Here is a 17,258-nt window from a genome sequence, read left to right on the forward strand (position 1 = left end):
GGAGGTAACTATATGACACCAATACAGAGTAGAGAAGAAGTCGCAAGTTCTATCGCTTCAGGAATAGCGAGTGCATCAGGAAGTATAACATCAGCTAGTACCGTCACATTAGATGGATCGAGTGAGTATCCAGGAAATAGTACAGCAACACAGAAAATTCCAGAAGAAGCCAACTATGCAGTCTCAATTAGTGGTGTACTAAATGATTTTGTAGAATTGATTCATGGGGTTGCAGCAGAATTTGTAGCCATGGATAGTAATATCGCATCTAACATCGATGCCAATACATCTAATTTACCAGAAACCAGTGCAGCTCCTAGTGAGAGTGGAGAGTTTGTACCAAATTCAGGATATTTTGCGGAATAATGAAACCAATCACCTTAGAAGAGATCGATAAAAAGAAGAAAAACATTGCTCAATCGCTCGATCAACTGAACCTAGAGAAAAGGAAAGTGGAACGAGCAGAGAAGGAAATGTTGGAACTACATCGACAAAGCTTAAAACCTCTTCGTCAGATCTTAACGCTTCCTATATCTTCCAAAGACTACCAAGTCTATGAAAATCTAATCGTGAGTGTAGAAGGCATCGGAGCTATGGTTGAAGAATGGTCTGAAGGACGAAGAGCGGATATTAAGAAGCAAGAAAATCAGCTGGATGAGCAATTAAATGAACTCTACCACGCTAGAAAGAAACTATTAATAGAACAGGAGTCGAAAAAGTAATATGGTCAAAATGGTATTAGGATCATCGGATGCACAAGGACAGACCATGTCTTCCGTTGGGAAAGCTAGGGTAACAGCCTATAACTCAGCTGTCACAGCTCTCTCTAACTTTAATGGAGCAGGTGACTTGCAAGGGAGTGCTTATGACTCTGGGAAACAATATGGAGTGAGTGTGATTACGCCACTGATTAAAGGGGCAATCATGTATTCTGAGTACCTCAGTGAAGCCGTACCCAAACTCCCCTCAAAATATCGGTCAGAAGTTGGGGGAGAAGATCTGGATTCAGCCGTACTTGAAAGAGAAATCCAAAGCCTTGAAAGTAGTATTAGTAGCCTTAGAGGTACTTTTCGTGCTATGGAAAGTAGTGATCATGCGGATAAGAGTCTCCTGCAAAATATATCTTCTCGCATGGATAGTTTAACATCTCAAAAAAATGAGAAGATGGACAAACTTCGCAAGCTGAATCTATTTGCGGGAAGTTCCAATGAAGTTTTCTCAGGAGAAGGTGCTAAGAGCATGGACACTGTGGTGAAAAACTTGGCTTCCGGATTGAATATGATACAGGGAGATTTTGCGAGCTTTGGAGGGACCTTCCCAAAACATTCTGGAAAAACGTTGAACTGGGCTAAGAGTATCGAAGGCGAATGGGATAAGAAAGCCAAGATTGATGAAGATTATCAGAAGGTTCTGGAGAAGGCAAATCAAGGTAAGGAACTATCTGACGATGATGTGAAAGCTTTGGAAGCTTATAAAAAACGTTATGGAAGGGAATTACCAAAGGTAGTCGAAAGTGCTCTTGAACAGTATCTTTTTGATAAGGCAATTGCTGAAATATTTGGTGATAGCGGTGTCGAATATAATGAAACTGGTTTATTTGATGTTTTAAGTGCAATATCTAGTAATGATTGGTTTAAGAGAGTGAAACAGTTAACTGATTTAGCTCCTTCTAAATTAACAGGGGCATTTTTGAAATCAGATGGTGCGTGGGAAATTTTAGCATATCTTGAGAACAAAGGTCCGAAAGGTGCAAAAATTGCGAATAAAATTTTTGACACAATGGTTGCATGGAGTGAAGTACCTGGTAAATTAGGAAAATGGGAGCTAGGAAATTTCAAAATTGGAAAAGCTTTATCTAAGGGATACAAGTTTTTTGCTGATGGAATGGAAAAAGTACAAAAATGGTCAAGTCCGTTTAAAGCATTGGTTAAATCAGGATTACAAAAGATTACAGGTATAAAATCATTCGGAGATTACATAACTAAAGGTTTAGGAGAAGGTGAAAAATTAACTGGATTATTTGGAAAAGGTGCTAAGTTTTTTGGAAAGGGTGCTAAATTATTTGGTAAAGCGGGAACTGTATTTACCTTTGCAGACCTTGGAATTACTGCAATATCCAGTGGAGCTGAAGAATATAGAAAGACTGGAAATTTAGGAAAAGCTGCAGGGAAAGGTGCGCTTTCAGCAGTTGCCAGTGTTGGACCATTGGAAGGTGCAACTATAGGTGCGACCTTTGGAGGAGTACCTGGTGCATTTATTGGTGGGTTTATAGGCGGTGGAATACAAGTTATTAAAGCGATAGATCCAAAATTCTTTGATAATCCTGTAAAAGAGACAAAGAAAATGATTGATGGTGCGGGTAAAGCTTTGAAAAATTTTGGAGGAGCTATATCTAAGGGAATTGGTGGAATAGGTAAGGCATTAGGATTTGGGTGAGAGATATGAGTAAATCTATTTTTTATGCTAGTTTTGAAGAGAGTTTGAATTTATTAGATGATGTATCACTACAGTTTGCTAAGAAAGATTATTACGAACATTTAGGGAAAGGTTTAAATAATGGGAAACCAAGTATTGGTTTTAGAATAAAAAGTATTCTCTTTAGTATTTTGTTTGTATTCGGAGGGAATTTTCTTCTTGCCTTATTCGCCTTTTCTTTGAGCGATGCAGACCCTAAAGATCTAACCTTGCCGGTTCATAAGCCGTCACTGTTGACCCCTGAATTATTTCTGATTTGCTGTTTTATATGGCTATCACTTGTTCTTATTGGTAAAATTTTTCGAAAACCATTTATCCGTCCATACAGATATCGATTTCATATTGTAACTTGTTTAATTTGGTTCTGTATTGAATTTAATTTATTAGGAATAACAGTGGCTTTACCAACTTTGAAACCATTAGGTATTTATTTTATCTATTTTCTACTACTAATTATTGGGCTGTTATTTATTCGTTCTGAGAAAAGAAGTTTGACTAATCGTATTTTTGGTGAAAAAAGTGGCGATACTATACTTGATAGAGTAGCACGTAATATTGCTCTATATGGTTCAGGTTTATTGGGTATTGCTGTAATTATTAAAGGAGTTTTATCCTTTTCAGGAGTAGCAATTTCACAAAATTTAACCCTATTAGCTTTATTATTGACATGGATCGTCTTAGATATCGGATTCTTAGCAATGCTTGCTTTTATGGAGTTTCCTTTCTTTTTAGAAGGTTATTACAAATGGAAATATCCTGAAGAATACCGCGAGTGGGAAGGGAAAACTGTCGAAGAGTGGTATGGAAAAAAATATTTTAAAAAACACAAGGAGTTATTAAAAAATGAATAATAAAAAAGAATTATTACCGTTAGGTAGCATTGTCTATCTTCAAGAAGGGACACAGAAATTAATGATTGTTGGTCGTGGAGTCATTTTTGACGACGAGGAAACTGGAGAACAAATGTTTGCTGACTACATGGGTGTCTTATACCCATTAGGTCTTCAAACAGAATCGACAATTTTCTTTCAACATGAAAATATTGACAAAGTGGTATTTGAAGGCTATTCAGATGAGGAAGAAGATCGATTTTTAGAAATTTATGAGAGTTGGACCAAAACACTCACAGTTCCTAGGAAAGTGATCAAGTAATGAGAGTGGAGAGGGAAAGGCTCTAAGTCTGCATGATTCAAAGGTTTCGGATGGAATCTTTGAGCTGAAAACAAGGAAATTATTTTCTGTCATGAGATTATTTTAGGAACTTTAAAGTGACCACATCCATAGGAAATTTATTTCACAAGTTTTTCCTAACCTAAAAAGTTACTTTGATCTATCATTCACTGTATCAAGCTAGTTTTTCGAGTATTATTTTGAGAGGCTATACTTTTGTTCAGTGTTAAAGAATTATGTTTTGAAGAATATACTTTTAACCACCTTTGGGTGGTTTTTTATCTTGTGGTAGTATTTTTCCCTTAGAATACAATCCATTTTAAGGGAAAAAACAATTTTTAAGGGAAAATATTATAAAGAAGGGAGGACAAAGGTTTACTCCTATGACTTTTCTCAACTCTCTCCACCTAGTGACGAACTTGCTCTTCAAACTAAATTTCGATATGATAGTAGAAACTGTTTTTTAAATCCAACTCGATCATAAAAGGAGGGAAATGAGACATGAAAAAGATGATGGTATTACTGGCGAGTGTACTTGTTTTAACAGCTTGTACTCAGCCTAAAAGGAACTGTTAAAAATATATCTAATGTTATAGGTGGATTTGGAAAGGCACTAGGATTTGGGTAAAAAAATGAAAAAGAAATCGATCTTCAAAGCAAGTTTTGAAGAGAGTTTGAATCTAGAAGATGATGGATTCCGAAAGTTACAACAGGAACAACATGATAAAATTGCTAAATTTTTTAAGAAAGGCCAGGCATCACTTTGGTTTCGAATTCGAAGTTTTATTGTAGGTCTAATTTGTCCTGTCGGATTTAACTTTATATTGCTTGCTGTATCTTTAGGATTTCGTGATAATGAGACTTTGACTCTTCCGATAGCCAAGCACGTGTCATTAACGGCAGATGTTTTTTTGATTTTTCTTATGCTTTGGTTACTATTCGTACTGATTGGGAAATTTATTAAACGAACTTATCTTTTGCCTTATCGCTATCAGTTTCATGCTTTTACCTTTCTGCTTTGGTTTTTATTAGAAATAGATCTGATAGTTAATGACATTCTATTAGCAAATTTGGCATTTTGGGAAATTATTGCTATCTATGGAGTAATAATGGTCTTCATTTACATGATGCTTAGTGTGGAGTTAACAGGATTAAGAAAGCTTATGTATGATGAGGAGAGACAAGTGACTTTTCGTGATAAGGTTGCTAAAATAATTTCTATTTACGGCATGGGGATTTTAGGGATTAGTATTGTTATAAAACATATTTTTGGAATCTTTACTATAGATATTTCAAATTCCATGAAAGCATTGGGTTTTTTACTCCTATGGGTCTTTTGTAATATTGTGGTGTTTGCAGTAATTGTTTTTATAGGTTTACCATATTTTCTCCAAGCCTATTATCAATGGAAATATCCTGAAGAATACCGCGAGTGGGAAGGAAAAACTGTCGAAGAGTGGTATGGAAAAAAATATTTAAAAAAACATAAGGAGTTATTAAAATAGGATTTGGGTAAAAAAATGAAAAAGAAATCAATTTTTAAAGCAAGTTTTGAAGATAGTTTAAATTTGGAAGATGATGGTTTTTTACAGTATCAATTGAAGGATCAAAATAAAAAAGTATCCAACCCCCCAAGTAATATATTTGGCTATTTCAAAAATGCTCTCCTATATAGTATATTAACACTCATTTTTCCGATTGGATTCAACTTCTTATTATTAGTTTTTTCAACAATGCTTTTTAGCAGTGATCCAAAAGATTTATCTCTTCCTATATCCAATCACAATTTTTTAACAGCTGAAGTTTATGTAATTGGGTTATTGATTTGGCTTTTCTTCGTATTAATTGGCAAAGCTTTTAAGCCGTTATTTATTACCCCTTATAGAACTCACTTTCATGTCATCACGTTTTTGATCTGGTTTGCTATAGAATTTGATCTCGCTGCTCTTGGTTTAGCATTACCTTTTCTAACAAATTTAGGAATTTTTGCTCTAGTTTGTATTTTTTTAATCTTAATTTATTGGATGTTAAGAACAGAACTTAAAAGTTTGAAAAACCGAATGTATGGAGAAGTTAAGTCACCTACCTTACAGGATAAAATTGCTAAGGGGATTGCTATTTATGGATCAGCTATATTAGGATTGGGCGTGATTGTTAATGGTACTTTAAAAGCCTTATCCATTGATTTTTCCCCTTCCTTAACTGTTTTCGGCCTTTTTATATGTTGGATCGTGATCAATATTGGTTTAATGGCAATGCTTATTTTTATGGAGATTCCATATTTTCTTTATGCATTCTACAAATGGAAATATCCTGAAGAATACCGCGAATGGGAAGGTAAGTCTGTTGAAGAGTGGTATGGAAAAAAATATTTAGCAAAAAGAGGATGGAAGGAGTATTGATTTGTCGAAATTAATGTATAAAACAACCTTAATGATGGTGTCCTTGATAGCATTAATTGGTTGTGGTCAAAAAGAAAAAAATTCCCAAAGCTCCGACGATACCGGAAACTCTAAACAATTTTTCATTTACAATCCTCAAGCAGAAATCAAAAATTTTGAATTTATCAATGATCATAATGGGGTTGTCGTAGAGTGGGATTTTAATAAAAAGGAAAAAGAAGAATCGCAGTCTGCCACAACAAATGCTAGCTGGGTGACTGTAAATTCAGATTATTTGGTTAGAAAAAGAGCAAAAGTGAGAGATTCAGGCGCTACCAAAAAGATGAAGTCAGATGAATACTTTTATCTTGATATTTATCATTTAGCTAATCAAAAAGCAAGCAAGAAAGAAGTTAATATTTGGCAGAAATTAGTTGACTATTTGGACGAGGATGATTTTGAATTGATCGGTTATTTATCAACTCTTAGAAAATTTGAGAATAACGATTATGCAGTACTAACTATATATAGCGAGAAAAATTACCGTTATTTTCTATTGAATTTAAAAACGCTGAAAATTGATGGTGAAAAAACAAGTAAAGAACTAGAGGAGAACGGAAGAATTGCTCTTGAGTTAGATTCCACTAAAGCTTTTTCAGCAGGAGTTAATCAGCTTGGAAATAGCTTTTGGAAAGCAGATACTTACAAAGGAAATATCAATCTAAAAAATAATAACCGATCTGCTTTTAACTTATTTTCAAAGAAAGATAGTTTTGCTTATAAAGTGATAAAGTCTGAAAATGGAATGATTACAAATGGGAGGGAATTATTGGATCTTGAGTCAGAATTTATTCCTGTTGGAAAATCTGTCTATGAGGATCTCTATATACCATCAAAATGGAGTATCAACGGGAAAAATCAAAAGATAGTTTCCTATGATGAGATTCAAGAGTATTATAATGGTGAGATTGAAAAGAGATCACTAGTATCATAAAAGTGATCCCGTTCGTATTCACTCTATACAGGTAGGGTTGGAAAACTATCGGATTTGAATCCGTACCAAACCTTGATAAAGAGTCAATGTTGTGATTTTCAATTATTAGAATGAATGAAATCAAATTATGAAAATTGATAAGGATACAATAAATAAGTGAATCACCGCTCGTTCGGTGATTTTTTCGTCTTCACTTCTCCCTCGAATTAATCCTTAAATTGTGATAAAATAAGGGTTACGAATGTTTTTGACTGGTCTGTTTTTTCTTAGAGTCGGGCTAGTCAAAAGCGAGCAAAAGAATCAAGATCAAGGGAGAAACAATGTCCAACACCTTTGAAATTTTAATGAATCAGCTGGATATGCCGCTGGAGATGCGATCTTCCAGTGCCTTTTTGCATGCGGAGATTCAAGAAGTCGTGGTGCACAAGGTCAGTCGGGTTTGGGAGTTCCGCTTTGCCTTTGCGGAAGTTTTGCCGATTGCTTTGTTTAAGGAATTGCGCCAGCGCTTGAAGGACGAATTTTCAAAGACGGGAAACCAAGCGACCTTTAGCATCCAGGTGATGAATCCAGACTTTTCTGAGGATTTATTGCAGGCCTACTACCGAGAGGTCTTTGAGGAAGGACCTTGCGCTAGTCAAGGCTTTAAGGGGCTCTACCAAGACTTGCAGGTGCGCGCGGAAGGGCAGGAATTGATCATCTCAGGGCCTTCTTCGGTTGATACGGAGCATTTTCGTAAGAACCATTTGCCAAATCTTGCCAAGCAGTTGGAAGCCTTTGGTTTTCCGCATTTCACCTGTCGGGTGGAGTCTGATGAGGAGTTGACAGAGCAAGAAGTGGCGCGCTTTGAGGAGGAAAATGAAAAGATATTCCAAGCGGCCAATGAAGAGACCTTGCGGGCTATGGAATCCTTGGCCCAGATGGCTCCACCACCAGCGGTTGAAGAAAAGCCAGTTTTTGACTTCAAGGCTAAGAAAGCTGCGGCTAAACCCAAGCTAGACAAGGCCGAGATCACTCCGATGATCGAGATCACGACAGAAGAGAACCGGATTGTTTTTGAGGGTGTGGTCTTTGACGTGGAGCATAAGGTGACACGGACTGGTCGGGTCTTGATCAGCTTTAAGATGACCGACTATACCTCGAGTTTTTCCCTTCAGAAATGGGTCAAAAATGAGGAAGAAGCCCAGAAGTTTGACATGATCAAGAAGAACAGCTGGCTACGGGTGCGGGGAAATATCGAAATGAACAATTTCACGCGCGACTTGACCATGAATGTCCAAGACATCCAGGAAGTCGTGCATTATGCCCGCAAGGACCTGATGCCAGAGGGTGAGCGCCGGGTGGAATTCCACGCGCATACCAATATGTCGACCATGGATGCCCTGCCGGAAGTCGAAGAGCTGATCGCCAAGGCAGCTGAGTGGGGCCATAAGGCGGTGGCCATCACCGACCATGGCAATGTGCAGAGTTTCCCGCATGGCTTTAAAGCAGCCAAGAAAGCTGGGATCCAGCTGATCTATGGGATGGAAGCCAATATTGTAGAGGACAAGGTGCCCATCACCTATAACGAGGTGGATCTGGACCTCAATGAAGCGACTTATGTGGTCTTTGACGTGGAAACGACGGGACTTTCAGCCATTTACAATGACTTGATCCAGGTCGCTGCTTCTAAGATGTACAAGGGCAATGTCATTGAGGAGTTTGACGAGTTCATTGATCCGGGGCATCCTTTGTCCGCCTTTACGACCCAATTGACAGGGATCACCAACGAGCATGTTCGGGGGGCTAAGCCCTTGGTACAGGTCTTGAAGGAGTTTCAGGCCTTCTGTGAGGGAACGGTTCTCGTTGCCCACAATGCTACCTTTGACGTAGGCTTCATGAATGCCAACTATGAGCGTCATGGCCTTCCCAAGATCACCCAGCCGGTCATCGATACCCTGGAATTTGCCCGTAACCTCTATCCAGATTTTAAACGGCATGGATTAGGGCCATTGACCAAGCGCTTTGGAGTAGGCTTGGAGCACCACCACATGGCCAACTACGATGCGGAAGCAACGGGGCGCCTGCTCTTTATCTTCATCAAAGATGTCGCTGAAAAGCATGGGGTGACCAATCTTAAGGATCTGAATATCGATTTGATCGATGAGAATTCTTATAAGAAGGCGCGGGTCAAGCATGCGACCCTCTATGTCAAAAATCAGACTGGCCTTAAGAACATGTTTAAACTGGTTTCACTTTCTGGGACCAAGTATTTCGAAGGAGTCCCACGGATTCCAAAGACTGTGCTGGACGCCCACCGCGAGGGCTTGATCCTCGGATCGGCCTGTTCAGAAGGGGAAGTTTTTGATGCGGTCATGTCGCAAGGTGTGGATGCGGCAGTCGAAGTGGCCAAGTATTACGACTTTATCGAGGTTATGCCACCGGCTATCTATGCACCCCTCATTGCCAAGGAGCAGGTCAAGGACATGGACGAGCTCCAGACCATTATCAAGAGCTTGATCGAAGTGGGAGATCGCCTCGGCAAGCCTGTTCTTGCGACAGGGAATGTCCACTATCTGGAGCCGGAAGATGAGATTTATCGGGAGATCATTGTCCGTAGTCTCGGTCAAGGGGCTATGATCAACCGGACCATTGGGCACGGAGAAGATGCCCAGCCAGCGCCACTGCCAAAAGCGCATTTCAGAACCACCAATGAAATGCTGGATGAATTCGCCTTTTTGGGAGAAGACTTGGCGCGCAAGATTGTTATTGAAAATACCAATGCGCTCGCAGAGACCTTTGAGCCGGTCGAAGTGGTCAAGGGCGACCTCTATACGCCATTTATCGACAAGGCCGAAGAAACAGTTGCGGAATTGACCTATAAGCGAGCCTTTGAAATCTATGGTAATCCGCTCCCTGATATTGTCGATCTGCGAATTGAGAAAGAATTGACTTCCATCTTGGGGAATGGCTTTGCCGTGATTTATCTGGCATCGCAAATGCTGGTGCATCGTTCCAATGAGCGGGGCTACCTGGTTGGGTCGCGTGGATCCGTTGGATCCAGCTTTGTCGCGACCATGATAGGGATCACTGAGGTCAATCCACTTTCGCCTCACTATGTCTGTGATCAGTGCCAGTACAGTGAATTCATCACAGATGGTTCTTATGGATCTGGTTTTGATATGCCAGACAAGGATTGTCCAAACTGTGGCCATAAGCTCAGCAAAAACGGGCAGGATATTCCTTTCGAAACCTTCCTTGGTTTCGATGGGGACAAGGTACCCGATATCGATTTGAACTTCTCCGGGGAAGACCAGCCGAGCGCCCACTTGGATGTCCGCGATATCTTTGGGGAAGAATATGCCTTCCGGGCAGGAACGGTAGGTACGGTCGCAGCTAAGACTGCTTACGGTTTTGTGAAGGGCTATGAGCGTGATTTTGGCAAGTATTACAGAGATGCCGAGGTCGAGCGCTTAGCTCTCGGTGCAGCTGGGGTCAAACGGACGACTGGTCAGCACCCGGGGGGAATCGTTGTTATTCCAAACTATATGGATGTCTATGACTTTACTCCGGTCCAGTATCCGGCAGATGATGTGACCGCTGAATGGCAGACCACTCACTTTAACTTCCACGATATCGATGAAAACGTCCTCAAACTCGATGTCCTGGGACATGATGATCCGACCATGATTCGGAAACTCCAAGACTTGTCGGGTATTGATCCGAACGATATCCCTATGGATGATCCAGGGGTCATGGCTCTCTTTTCTGGGACGGAAGTGCTAGGGGTAACAGCTGAGCAGATCGGAACGCCGACAGGGATGCTGGGGATTCCAGAGTTTGGGACCAACTTTGTTCGGGGCATGGTCGAAGAGACCCATCCGACGACTTTCGCAGAGTTACTTCAGCTCTCTGGTCTGTCTCACGGTACCGATGTGTGGTTGGGAAATGCCCAAGATTTGATCAAGGCGGGCATTGCCGATCTATCGACCGTTATCGGGTGTCGGGACGACATCATGGTTTACCTCATGCACGCGGGGCTCAAGCCTAAGATGGCCTTTACCATCATGGAGCGGGTGCGGAAAGGCATGTGGCTCAAGATCTCAGAAGAAGAGCGCAATGGCTACATCCAAGCCATGAAGGAAAACAATGTCCCTGAATGGTACATCGAGTCCTGTGGGAAGATCAAGTACATGTTCCCTAAAGCCCATGCGGCGGCCTATGTTATGATGGCCCTTCGTGTGGCCTACTTTAAGGTGCATCATCCACTTTATTACTACTGTGCTTACTTCTCGATTCGGGCCAAGGCCTTTGACATCAAGACCATGGGGGCCGGCCTTGAGGCCGTGAAAGCGCGGATGAAGGAAATTGCTGAGAAACGTAAGAACAACGAAGCTTCCAACGTAGAGATCGATCTCTACACCACCCTTGAGATTGTCAATGAGATGTGGGAGCGGGGCTTCAAGTTTGGCAAGCTAGACCTCTATCGCAGTCAGGCAACAGAATTCTTGATCGATGGGGATACATTGATTCCGCCATTTGTCGCTATGGATGGCCTGGGTGAGAACGTTGCCAAGCAGATCGTGCGGGCGCGTGAAGAAGGAGAATTCCTTTCTAAGACCGAGCTCCGGAAGCGTGGCGGTGTTTCGTCTACCCTGGTTGAAAAGATGGATGAGATGGGCATTCTTGGCAATATGCCAGAGGATAACCAGTTGAGTTTGTTTGATGATTTGTTTTGATGGAGGGAATCCATTTACAAAAGTTGATCCAGTTTCATCTAATGAAAAACGAATGCCAGGTAGAAAGCTATTGTATATCCAATGGATTTACAACAGCCTTCTTTTTTGTTACAATGATAGATAGAAAGAAGGTGAGAATATGTCAAAGACGAGCATGAGTATCCGTTTGGATAGTGAGGTTAAGGAGCAGGCCCAACTGGTGTTCAATCATTTGGGAATGGATATGACAACAGCTATCAACATTTTCCTTCGTCAGGCTATTCAATATCAGGGCTTACCTTTTGATGTTCGATTAGATGATCATGGGAAGTTGCTCCAAGTAGTAACGGATGTAGAGCAAAATCGGAATATGAGTCAACCCTTTGAATCAGTCTCAGACTTGATGGAGGACTTGCGTGCTTAAGATTCGTTATCATAAACAGTTTAAAAAAGATTTTAAGTTAGCAATGAAGCGTGGTTTAAAGGCAAACTTGTTAGAAGAAGTTTTGAATTTTCTGGTTCAAGAAAAAGAACTTCCTGTCAGATATCGTGACCATCAACTGACCAACTCCAATCATTTCCAAGGTGTTCGGGAGTGTCATATCCAGCCCGATTGGCTTTTGGTTTACAAAGTAGATAAGGATGAATTGATTTTAAACTTGCTGAGGACAGGAAGTCACAGTGATTTGTTCTAGAAACAAAGGAGGAGAACATGAAGTTAGAAATTTTTGCAGAAGACAAACCAGCTGAAAAAGTCTTTGAGTACAAGCTAGAGGTGGCAGACAATGTGCTGCTCCTTTCCACCGCCATGCTCTCAGGAGCGATTGCTCTAGCCGGCTTATTTTCAGCCTTGAAAGATTAACTGACAGCCTCTATTTTCCTTTTGGAAATAGAGGTTTTTCAGTCCTTTCAGATCTGATAAGTGTTTTCTTTGGCACTGGATTGTGTTACAATTTTTAGTAACGATTGTTTATGACAAGGAAATAGAAAAGATGAAACAAAGGAGAAGCGCGTGGCAAGATATTTAGTAGGGCCTTACAACAATAGTTGGAACTTTATGGATGCGCTTGAAAAAGCGCAGGATGGAGATACCATCGAGTTTGAAAATGGGTATGTCTTTCAATGGCCGACAGATGAGGTGATTGTGATCAACAAGAGCCTTCATTTTGTGGGGCATGTAGTTCCAAATCCAAATGGTAATGGGCGCATGTTTAACAACACGATTGAGGCTTCTTTCCGATTTGTAGAGGGAGCTCAGGTGACATTTGAAGATCTGTGGTTTAAAGTTGGTGGGAACCATACTGCCTTGACCTTATGGAATGAGTCAGCTATCACTTGTAAACAGGTCTATTTTGAAATCACCACTCCGACAAATAGTGAATTTTTTATCTATATGGATACGCATTCGAAAATGACATTGGATGGAGTTGGGATGAAGGTTCCGGAAAAACACCAAAGTGTCATCGGAATGTCAGCATCGGAATTGTCCATTCAAAATTCAACGATTTTTTCTAAGATAGACCTATCAGAAGGCTCTAAATTGGCCTTAGAAAATGTCCATATTGAAAAATTTGGGAATAATACGATTCATGCCAAGGACTCAGAAGTGGTCGCAAAAAATTCAACGATTACAGGCGGGGATCTGGAAAAGGATTTTCCACCAGTTTGGTTGAGGAATGTCATCTGGGAGTCTGAAAACTGTAAAATTGAGCTGCCTACCGGTACTGGAGTCTGTCTTGACAATAATGTTCAATTCAATTCGGATTCGGATCGTATGACCTCCATCAATTCATTCAATAGTATGATCCGAGCTCACCAGGCTACTTTTACAGAATTTTTATGCGTCTATGAAGAGTCCTTTGCTTTCCTGACTGGAGAAACAACCTTCTTGAATGAGAATGCCCAAACCATTTCATTTGGAGTTTTCGATGATGGTGTGCTGATGGCTGAGCATATGATTTGTCATAAGATTGCGGATCCCAATATACGGCTTCAAGGTGGAGCCTTTGCGAAGGTGGGCACCATGACCTATAGGCAGGGCGATGCGCGTGATCTGACCAAGGAAATCGAGGATGACTGTGACTATCTTGTTGGCAGAGAAGTGGCGAAGGGCAATGCGCAAGTAGTTCCTACGAGACAGGCGACGGATGCAACGGTGGCTCCAACCACCGCAAGAGACTCTGGACCAGAGAAGAAACAAGATGCTCTTCAAGAACTCAATAGCCTGATCGGTCTTGAAAAAGTCAAACATGAGATCAAGAAAATGATCAACATGGTGGAATTTAACAAGAAACGAATCGCCAGTGGCAAGGCACCTGAAAAGCAAACCTTGCATGCTGCCTTTATGGGAAATCCTGGTACAGGGAAAACGACTGTGGCTCGTCTGTTGGGAAAAGTGCTCTTTGATGCGGGTGTTCTCTCAGGGGAAGAATTCCGTTTCGTGGAAGCAACGGAGTCCGATCTGATCTCTTCAAATATTGGGGGAACGGCTGAACAGACCCAAGCCCTGCTTGAAAAAGCGCGAGGAGGCATCCTCTTTATTGATGAAGCCTATAGCTTGGATAAAAAGGACAGTGGTGCGGACTTTGGGATCGAGGCGATCAATACCATCCTCAAATTTATGGAGGACAATCGCGATGACATCATGATTATCTTTGCCGGCTATACCAAGGAAATGGAAGAGTTTTTAAAGACTAATCCAGGCCTTCGTTCTCGGGTGCCAAATAATTTCATCTTTGAAGATTTCACAGGAGATGAGATTGTCCAACTGGGTGAAATGATCCTAAGCAAAGGAGACTACAAACTCGAAGACCGGGATTACTATGCGCGGCATGTTAAGCGGGCTTATGATGGCTCGCTAGATAAGAGCAATGGTCGCTGGATCCGCAACCTGGATGAGCAATTGACCAAGACCATGGCGGATCGGGTGGTGGCCCAAGGTTCTGACGATATTGAGACCATCCTCAATAGCGATATCGATGCTGTCCTTAACCAAGGTAAGTATCAAGCAGGAGCCGACAAGGAAGAAGATGGGATGGCTGCCCTCAACCGTTTGGTTGGAATTGCCAAGGTGAAAGAGCAAGTCGAACAATTCGTAGCCATGGCTGAGTTCAATCAAAAACGGGCTGAACAAGGTGGCATCATCGAAGACACGACCTTGCACTCTCTCTTTCTTGGAAATCCCGGTACAGGGAAGACCACCGTGGCCCGCATTTTGGGCAATATTCTCTTCCAAAAAGGGGTTATCAAGCAGAAGAAATTCATCGAAGTTTCGCGGAGCAATCTGGTTGGAGGCTACCAAGGTCAAACAGCCTTGAAGACGCGTGAAGTTTTAGAGAGTGCACTGGGTGGAGTCCTCTTTATCGATGAGGCCTATACGCTCTATACCGGTTTAAATGATGATTTTGGGAAGGAAGCCTTGGACGAAGTCCTCAAATTTATGGAGGACCACCGCCGCGATATCGTCATTATCTTTGCTGGTTACACGAAAGAGATGCACGACTTCTTGCAGGTCAATTCAGGTCTGCAAAGCCGGATCCCGACTACATTTGATTTTGAAGACTACAGCCCAGATGAGATTGTGGAGATCGGTCTGTTAGGTTTGCGTAAGCAAGGTTACCAGGTCAATGAAGCCCTTTATGGAGAGATTGTGAAAGGGAATTATATGCGTGCCAATGACCATAGTAATGGTCGCTGGGTTCGCAATCTCAATGAAAAACTCTTGCGCCAAGTATCAACTCGGGTAACCCGTGAAGGTAGTACAGACTACAATTCCATTTTGGATCAAGATTTGGAAGCTTTGAGAGAGAATAGCAGTTCTGAACAACCCCATACCGTGGATGATCAAGGTTATGTTCTTCCTTAAGCTAGAAGGATCAATAAAAAGGAGGCTGGGACAAAAGTCCTAGCCTCTCAATTATTTTTGGATTGTTGAGCAAGACGCAGTGGTTGAGTGGGCTCTACTACGCTGATTTCATCAGCTTTTACAGCCCTACTCAACTGTGCGGAGGTGGGACGACGAAATCGAATTCTAACGAATTACCGATTTCTGTCCCACTCTCTTTTTGCATGGACTTATGGTATACTAGGAGAAGATTATTCACTTATGAAGGAGAAAGCAATGGTTTTACCAAATTTTAAAGAAAATCTTGAAAAATACGCTAAATTGTTGGTTGCGAACGGCATCAACGTGCAACCTGGCCATACCTTGGTCTTGAACATCGATGTGGAACAAAGAGAATTGGCCCACTTGATTGTGAAGGAAGCCTATGCCTTAGGGGCACACGAAGTGATTGTCCAATGGGCAGATGACTTCACTACCCGGGAAAAATTCCTCCATGCACCGATGGATCGCTTGGACAACGTGCCTGACTACAAGATTGCAGAGATGAACTACCTCTTAGACCACAAGGCTAGTCGCTTGGGTGTGCGCTCGTCTGATCCAGGTGCCTTAAATGGTGTTGATGCAGAGAAGCTTTCTGCCTCAGCTAAGGCTTTGGGCATGGCCATGAAACCAATGCGCATCGCCACTCAATCTAACAAGGTCAGCTGGACAGTTGCTGCTGCAGCAGGTTTAGAATGGGCGAAAAAGGTCTTCCCAAATGCGGCGAGCGACGAGGAAGCAGTGGACCTTCTTTGGGATCAAATCTTCAAGACTTGTCGAGTGTATGAGGAAGATCCAGTCAAGGCTTGGGAAGAGCATGCAGCTATTCTCAAGAGCAAGGCAGATACACTAAATAAGGAACAATTCTCAGCTCTTCATTACACAGCACCTGGAACGGACTTGACTCTTGGCTTGCCGAAGAACCACGTCTGGGAATCTGCCGGAGCTATCAATGCCCAAGGTGAAGGTTTCTTGCCAAATATGCCGACAGAAGAGGTCTTCACAGCTCCTGACTTCCGTCGTGCAGAAGGCTATGTCACCTCTACAAAACCGCTTAGCTACAATGGAAACATCATCGAAGGCATCAAAGTGACCTTTGAAAATGGAGAAATTGTGGATATCACAGCTGAAAAAGGCGATCAAGTCATGAAAGATTTGGTCTTCAAAAACAAGGGAGCGCGTGCCTTGGGTGAATGTGCCCTCGTACCAGACCCAAGCCCAATTTCACAGTCAGGCATCACCTTCTTTAACACTCTCTTTGATGAAAATGCCTCTAACCACTTGGCCATCGGGGCAGCCTATGCAACCAGCGTAGAAGGTGGCGCAGAGTTCACAGAAGAAGAACTCGAAGCAGCCGGCCTCAACCGCTCAGATGTCCATGTCGACTTCATGATCGGCTCAAGCCAAATGGATATCGACGGCATCCGAGAAGACGGCACCCGCGTCCCAGTCTTCCGCAACGGAGATTGGGCAATATAGGGAGCAGGACAGAAATCGGTAGACGCAGTCTCGATTTCGTAGTCCTGCCCCCACACAGTTGATTAGGAAGTACGAGTACCGTAGGTAGGAGTAGTTCCAATCAACCCCTGCGCCGAGAGACAGAAATCGGTAGACGCAGTTTCGTAAAAAAAGTAAGGTAGTAGTGATGATTCACTACTACC

The 17,258-nt window shown here is 41.9% G+C and carries 14 protein-coding genes; all 14 read left to right on the forward strand.

Translation table 11 applies throughout. From position 1 onward, the window contains the following. The first annotated feature begins 12 nt into the window (after window positions 1-12). The 14 genes from HMPREF0833_RS08825 to HMPREF0833_RS08890 all read left to right on the forward strand — a co-directional run bounded on the left by HMPREF0833_RS08825 (window position 13) and on the right by HMPREF0833_RS08890 (window position 17,076). Entirely contained in the window at window positions 13-366 is a 354-nt protein-coding gene (locus HMPREF0833_RS08825; RefSeq protein WP_013904568.1) for a TIGR04197 family type VII secretion effector, read from the forward strand. Then, window positions 366-722 carry a DUF3958 family protein gene (locus HMPREF0833_RS08830; RefSeq protein ID WP_013904569.1) on the forward strand — a complete coding sequence of 119 codons (357 nt, stop codon included), beginning with the start codon at window positions 366-368 and terminating at the stop codon, window positions 720-722. Before HMPREF0833_RS08825 ends, HMPREF0833_RS08830 begins: the two co-directional genes overlap by 1 nt. Window position 723: 1 nt before the next feature. After that, complete coding sequence (locus tag HMPREF0833_RS08835) at window positions 724-2,436, forward strand: hypothetical protein (protein ID WP_013904570.1); 1,713 nt, start codon at window positions 724-726, stop codon at window positions 2,434-2,436. 5 nt (window positions 2,437-2,441) lie between these two features. Further along, a complete protein-coding gene (locus HMPREF0833_RS08840; protein ID WP_041818520.1) occupies window positions 2,442-3,326 on the forward strand; it encodes a membrane protein in 885 nt (294 codons plus the stop codon). After that, window positions 3,319-3,627 (forward strand): DUF4176 domain-containing protein, encoded by a 309-nt coding sequence (locus HMPREF0833_RS08845; RefSeq protein ID WP_013904572.1) that lies wholly within the window; start codon window positions 3,319-3,321, stop codon window positions 3,625-3,627. The genes HMPREF0833_RS08840 and HMPREF0833_RS08845 overlap by 8 nt, the downstream gene beginning before the upstream one ends. A 650-nt stretch (window positions 3,628-4,277) precedes the next feature. Next, on the forward strand, window positions 4,278-5,150 hold the full coding sequence (locus tag HMPREF0833_RS08850) for a hypothetical protein (RefSeq protein WP_013904573.1): 873 nt from the start codon (window positions 4,278-4,280) through the stop codon (window positions 5,148-5,150). A 15-nt stretch (window positions 5,151-5,165) separates the two neighbouring features. Further along, window positions 5,166-6,047, forward strand: a complete 882-nt coding sequence (locus HMPREF0833_RS08855) for a hypothetical protein (protein ID WP_013904574.1) — start codon at window positions 5,166-5,168, stop codon at window positions 6,045-6,047. Between the two features lies 1 nt (window position 6,048). Next, entirely contained in the window at window positions 6,049-7,020 is a 972-nt protein-coding gene (locus tag HMPREF0833_RS08860) for a hypothetical protein (protein WP_227197384.1), read from the forward strand. 320 nt (window positions 7,021-7,340) lie between these two features. Further along, window positions 7,341-11,735: a PolC-type DNA polymerase III gene (locus HMPREF0833_RS08865; protein ID WP_013904576.1), complete on the forward strand. Its 4,395-nt coding sequence runs from the start codon at window positions 7,341-7,343 to the stop codon at window positions 11,733-11,735. 139 nt (window positions 11,736-11,874) lie between these two features. Continuing rightward, window positions 11,875-12,138, forward strand: a complete 264-nt coding sequence (locus HMPREF0833_RS08870; RefSeq protein ID WP_009732165.1) for a type II toxin-antitoxin system RelB/DinJ family antitoxin — start codon at window positions 11,875-11,877, stop codon at window positions 12,136-12,138. After that, window positions 12,131-12,409: a type II toxin-antitoxin system YafQ family toxin gene (locus HMPREF0833_RS08875; RefSeq protein WP_013904578.1), complete on the forward strand. Its 279-nt coding sequence runs from the start codon at window positions 12,131-12,133 to the stop codon at window positions 12,407-12,409. The genes HMPREF0833_RS08870 and HMPREF0833_RS08875 overlap by 8 nt, the downstream gene beginning before the upstream one ends. A gap of 17 nt (window positions 12,410-12,426) precedes the next feature. Continuing rightward, entirely contained in the window at window positions 12,427-12,576 is a 150-nt protein-coding gene (locus HMPREF0833_RS10850) for a hypothetical protein (RefSeq protein ID WP_003004689.1), read from the forward strand. Window positions 12,577-12,726: 150 nt separating this feature from the next. Next, window positions 12,727-15,579 carry an AAA family ATPase gene (locus tag HMPREF0833_RS08885; protein WP_041818429.1) on the forward strand — a complete coding sequence of 951 codons (2,853 nt, stop codon included), beginning with the start codon at window positions 12,727-12,729 and terminating at the stop codon, window positions 15,577-15,579. 255 nt (window positions 15,580-15,834) lie between these two features. Next, window positions 15,835-17,076, forward strand: coding sequence for an aminopeptidase (locus tag HMPREF0833_RS08890; protein WP_003015886.1), 1,242 nt, complete (start codon window positions 15,835-15,837; stop codon window positions 17,074-17,076). The last annotated feature ends 182 nt before the right edge of the window (window positions 17,077-17,258 follow it).

Source organism: Streptococcus parasanguinis ATCC 15912, assembly GCF_000164675.2.
GTDB lineage: Bacteria > Bacillota > Bacilli > Lactobacillales > Streptococcaceae > Streptococcus > Streptococcus parasanguinis.

Excerpts from the sequence above, each read along its gene's own strand:
- HMPREF0833_RS08825 (WP_013904568.1), top strand. The coding sequence starts at position 13 with ATGACACCAATACAGAGTAGAGAAGAAGTCGCAAGTTCTATCGCTTCA.
- HMPREF0833_RS08830 (WP_013904569.1), top strand. The coding sequence starts at position 366 with ATGAAACCAATCACCTTAGAAGAGATCGATAAAAAGAAGAAAAACATT.
- HMPREF0833_RS08835 (WP_013904570.1), top strand. The coding sequence starts at position 724 with ATGGTCAAAATGGTATTAGGATCATCGGATGCACAAGGACAGACCATG.
- HMPREF0833_RS08840 (WP_041818520.1), top strand. The coding sequence starts at position 2,442 with ATGAGTAAATCTATTTTTTATGCTAGTTTTGAAGAGAGTTTGAATTTA.
- HMPREF0833_RS08845 (WP_013904572.1), top strand. The coding sequence starts at position 3,319 with ATGAATAATAAAAAAGAATTATTACCGTTAGGTAGCATTGTCTATCTT.
- HMPREF0833_RS08850 (WP_013904573.1), top strand. The coding sequence starts at position 4,278 with ATGAAAAAGAAATCGATCTTCAAAGCAAGTTTTGAAGAGAGTTTGAAT.
- HMPREF0833_RS08855 (WP_013904574.1), top strand. The coding sequence starts at position 5,166 with ATGAAAAAGAAATCAATTTTTAAAGCAAGTTTTGAAGATAGTTTAAAT.
- HMPREF0833_RS08865 (WP_013904576.1), top strand. The coding sequence starts at position 7,341 with ATGTCCAACACCTTTGAAATTTTAATGAATCAGCTGGATATGCCGCTG.
- HMPREF0833_RS08870 (WP_009732165.1), top strand. The coding sequence starts at position 11,875 with ATGTCAAAGACGAGCATGAGTATCCGTTTGGATAGTGAGGTTAAGGAG.
- HMPREF0833_RS10850 (WP_003004689.1), top strand. The coding sequence starts at position 12,427 with ATGAAGTTAGAAATTTTTGCAGAAGACAAACCAGCTGAAAAAGTCTTT.
- HMPREF0833_RS08890 (WP_003015886.1), top strand. The coding sequence starts at position 15,835 with ATGGTTTTACCAAATTTTAAAGAAAATCTTGAAAAATACGCTAAATTG.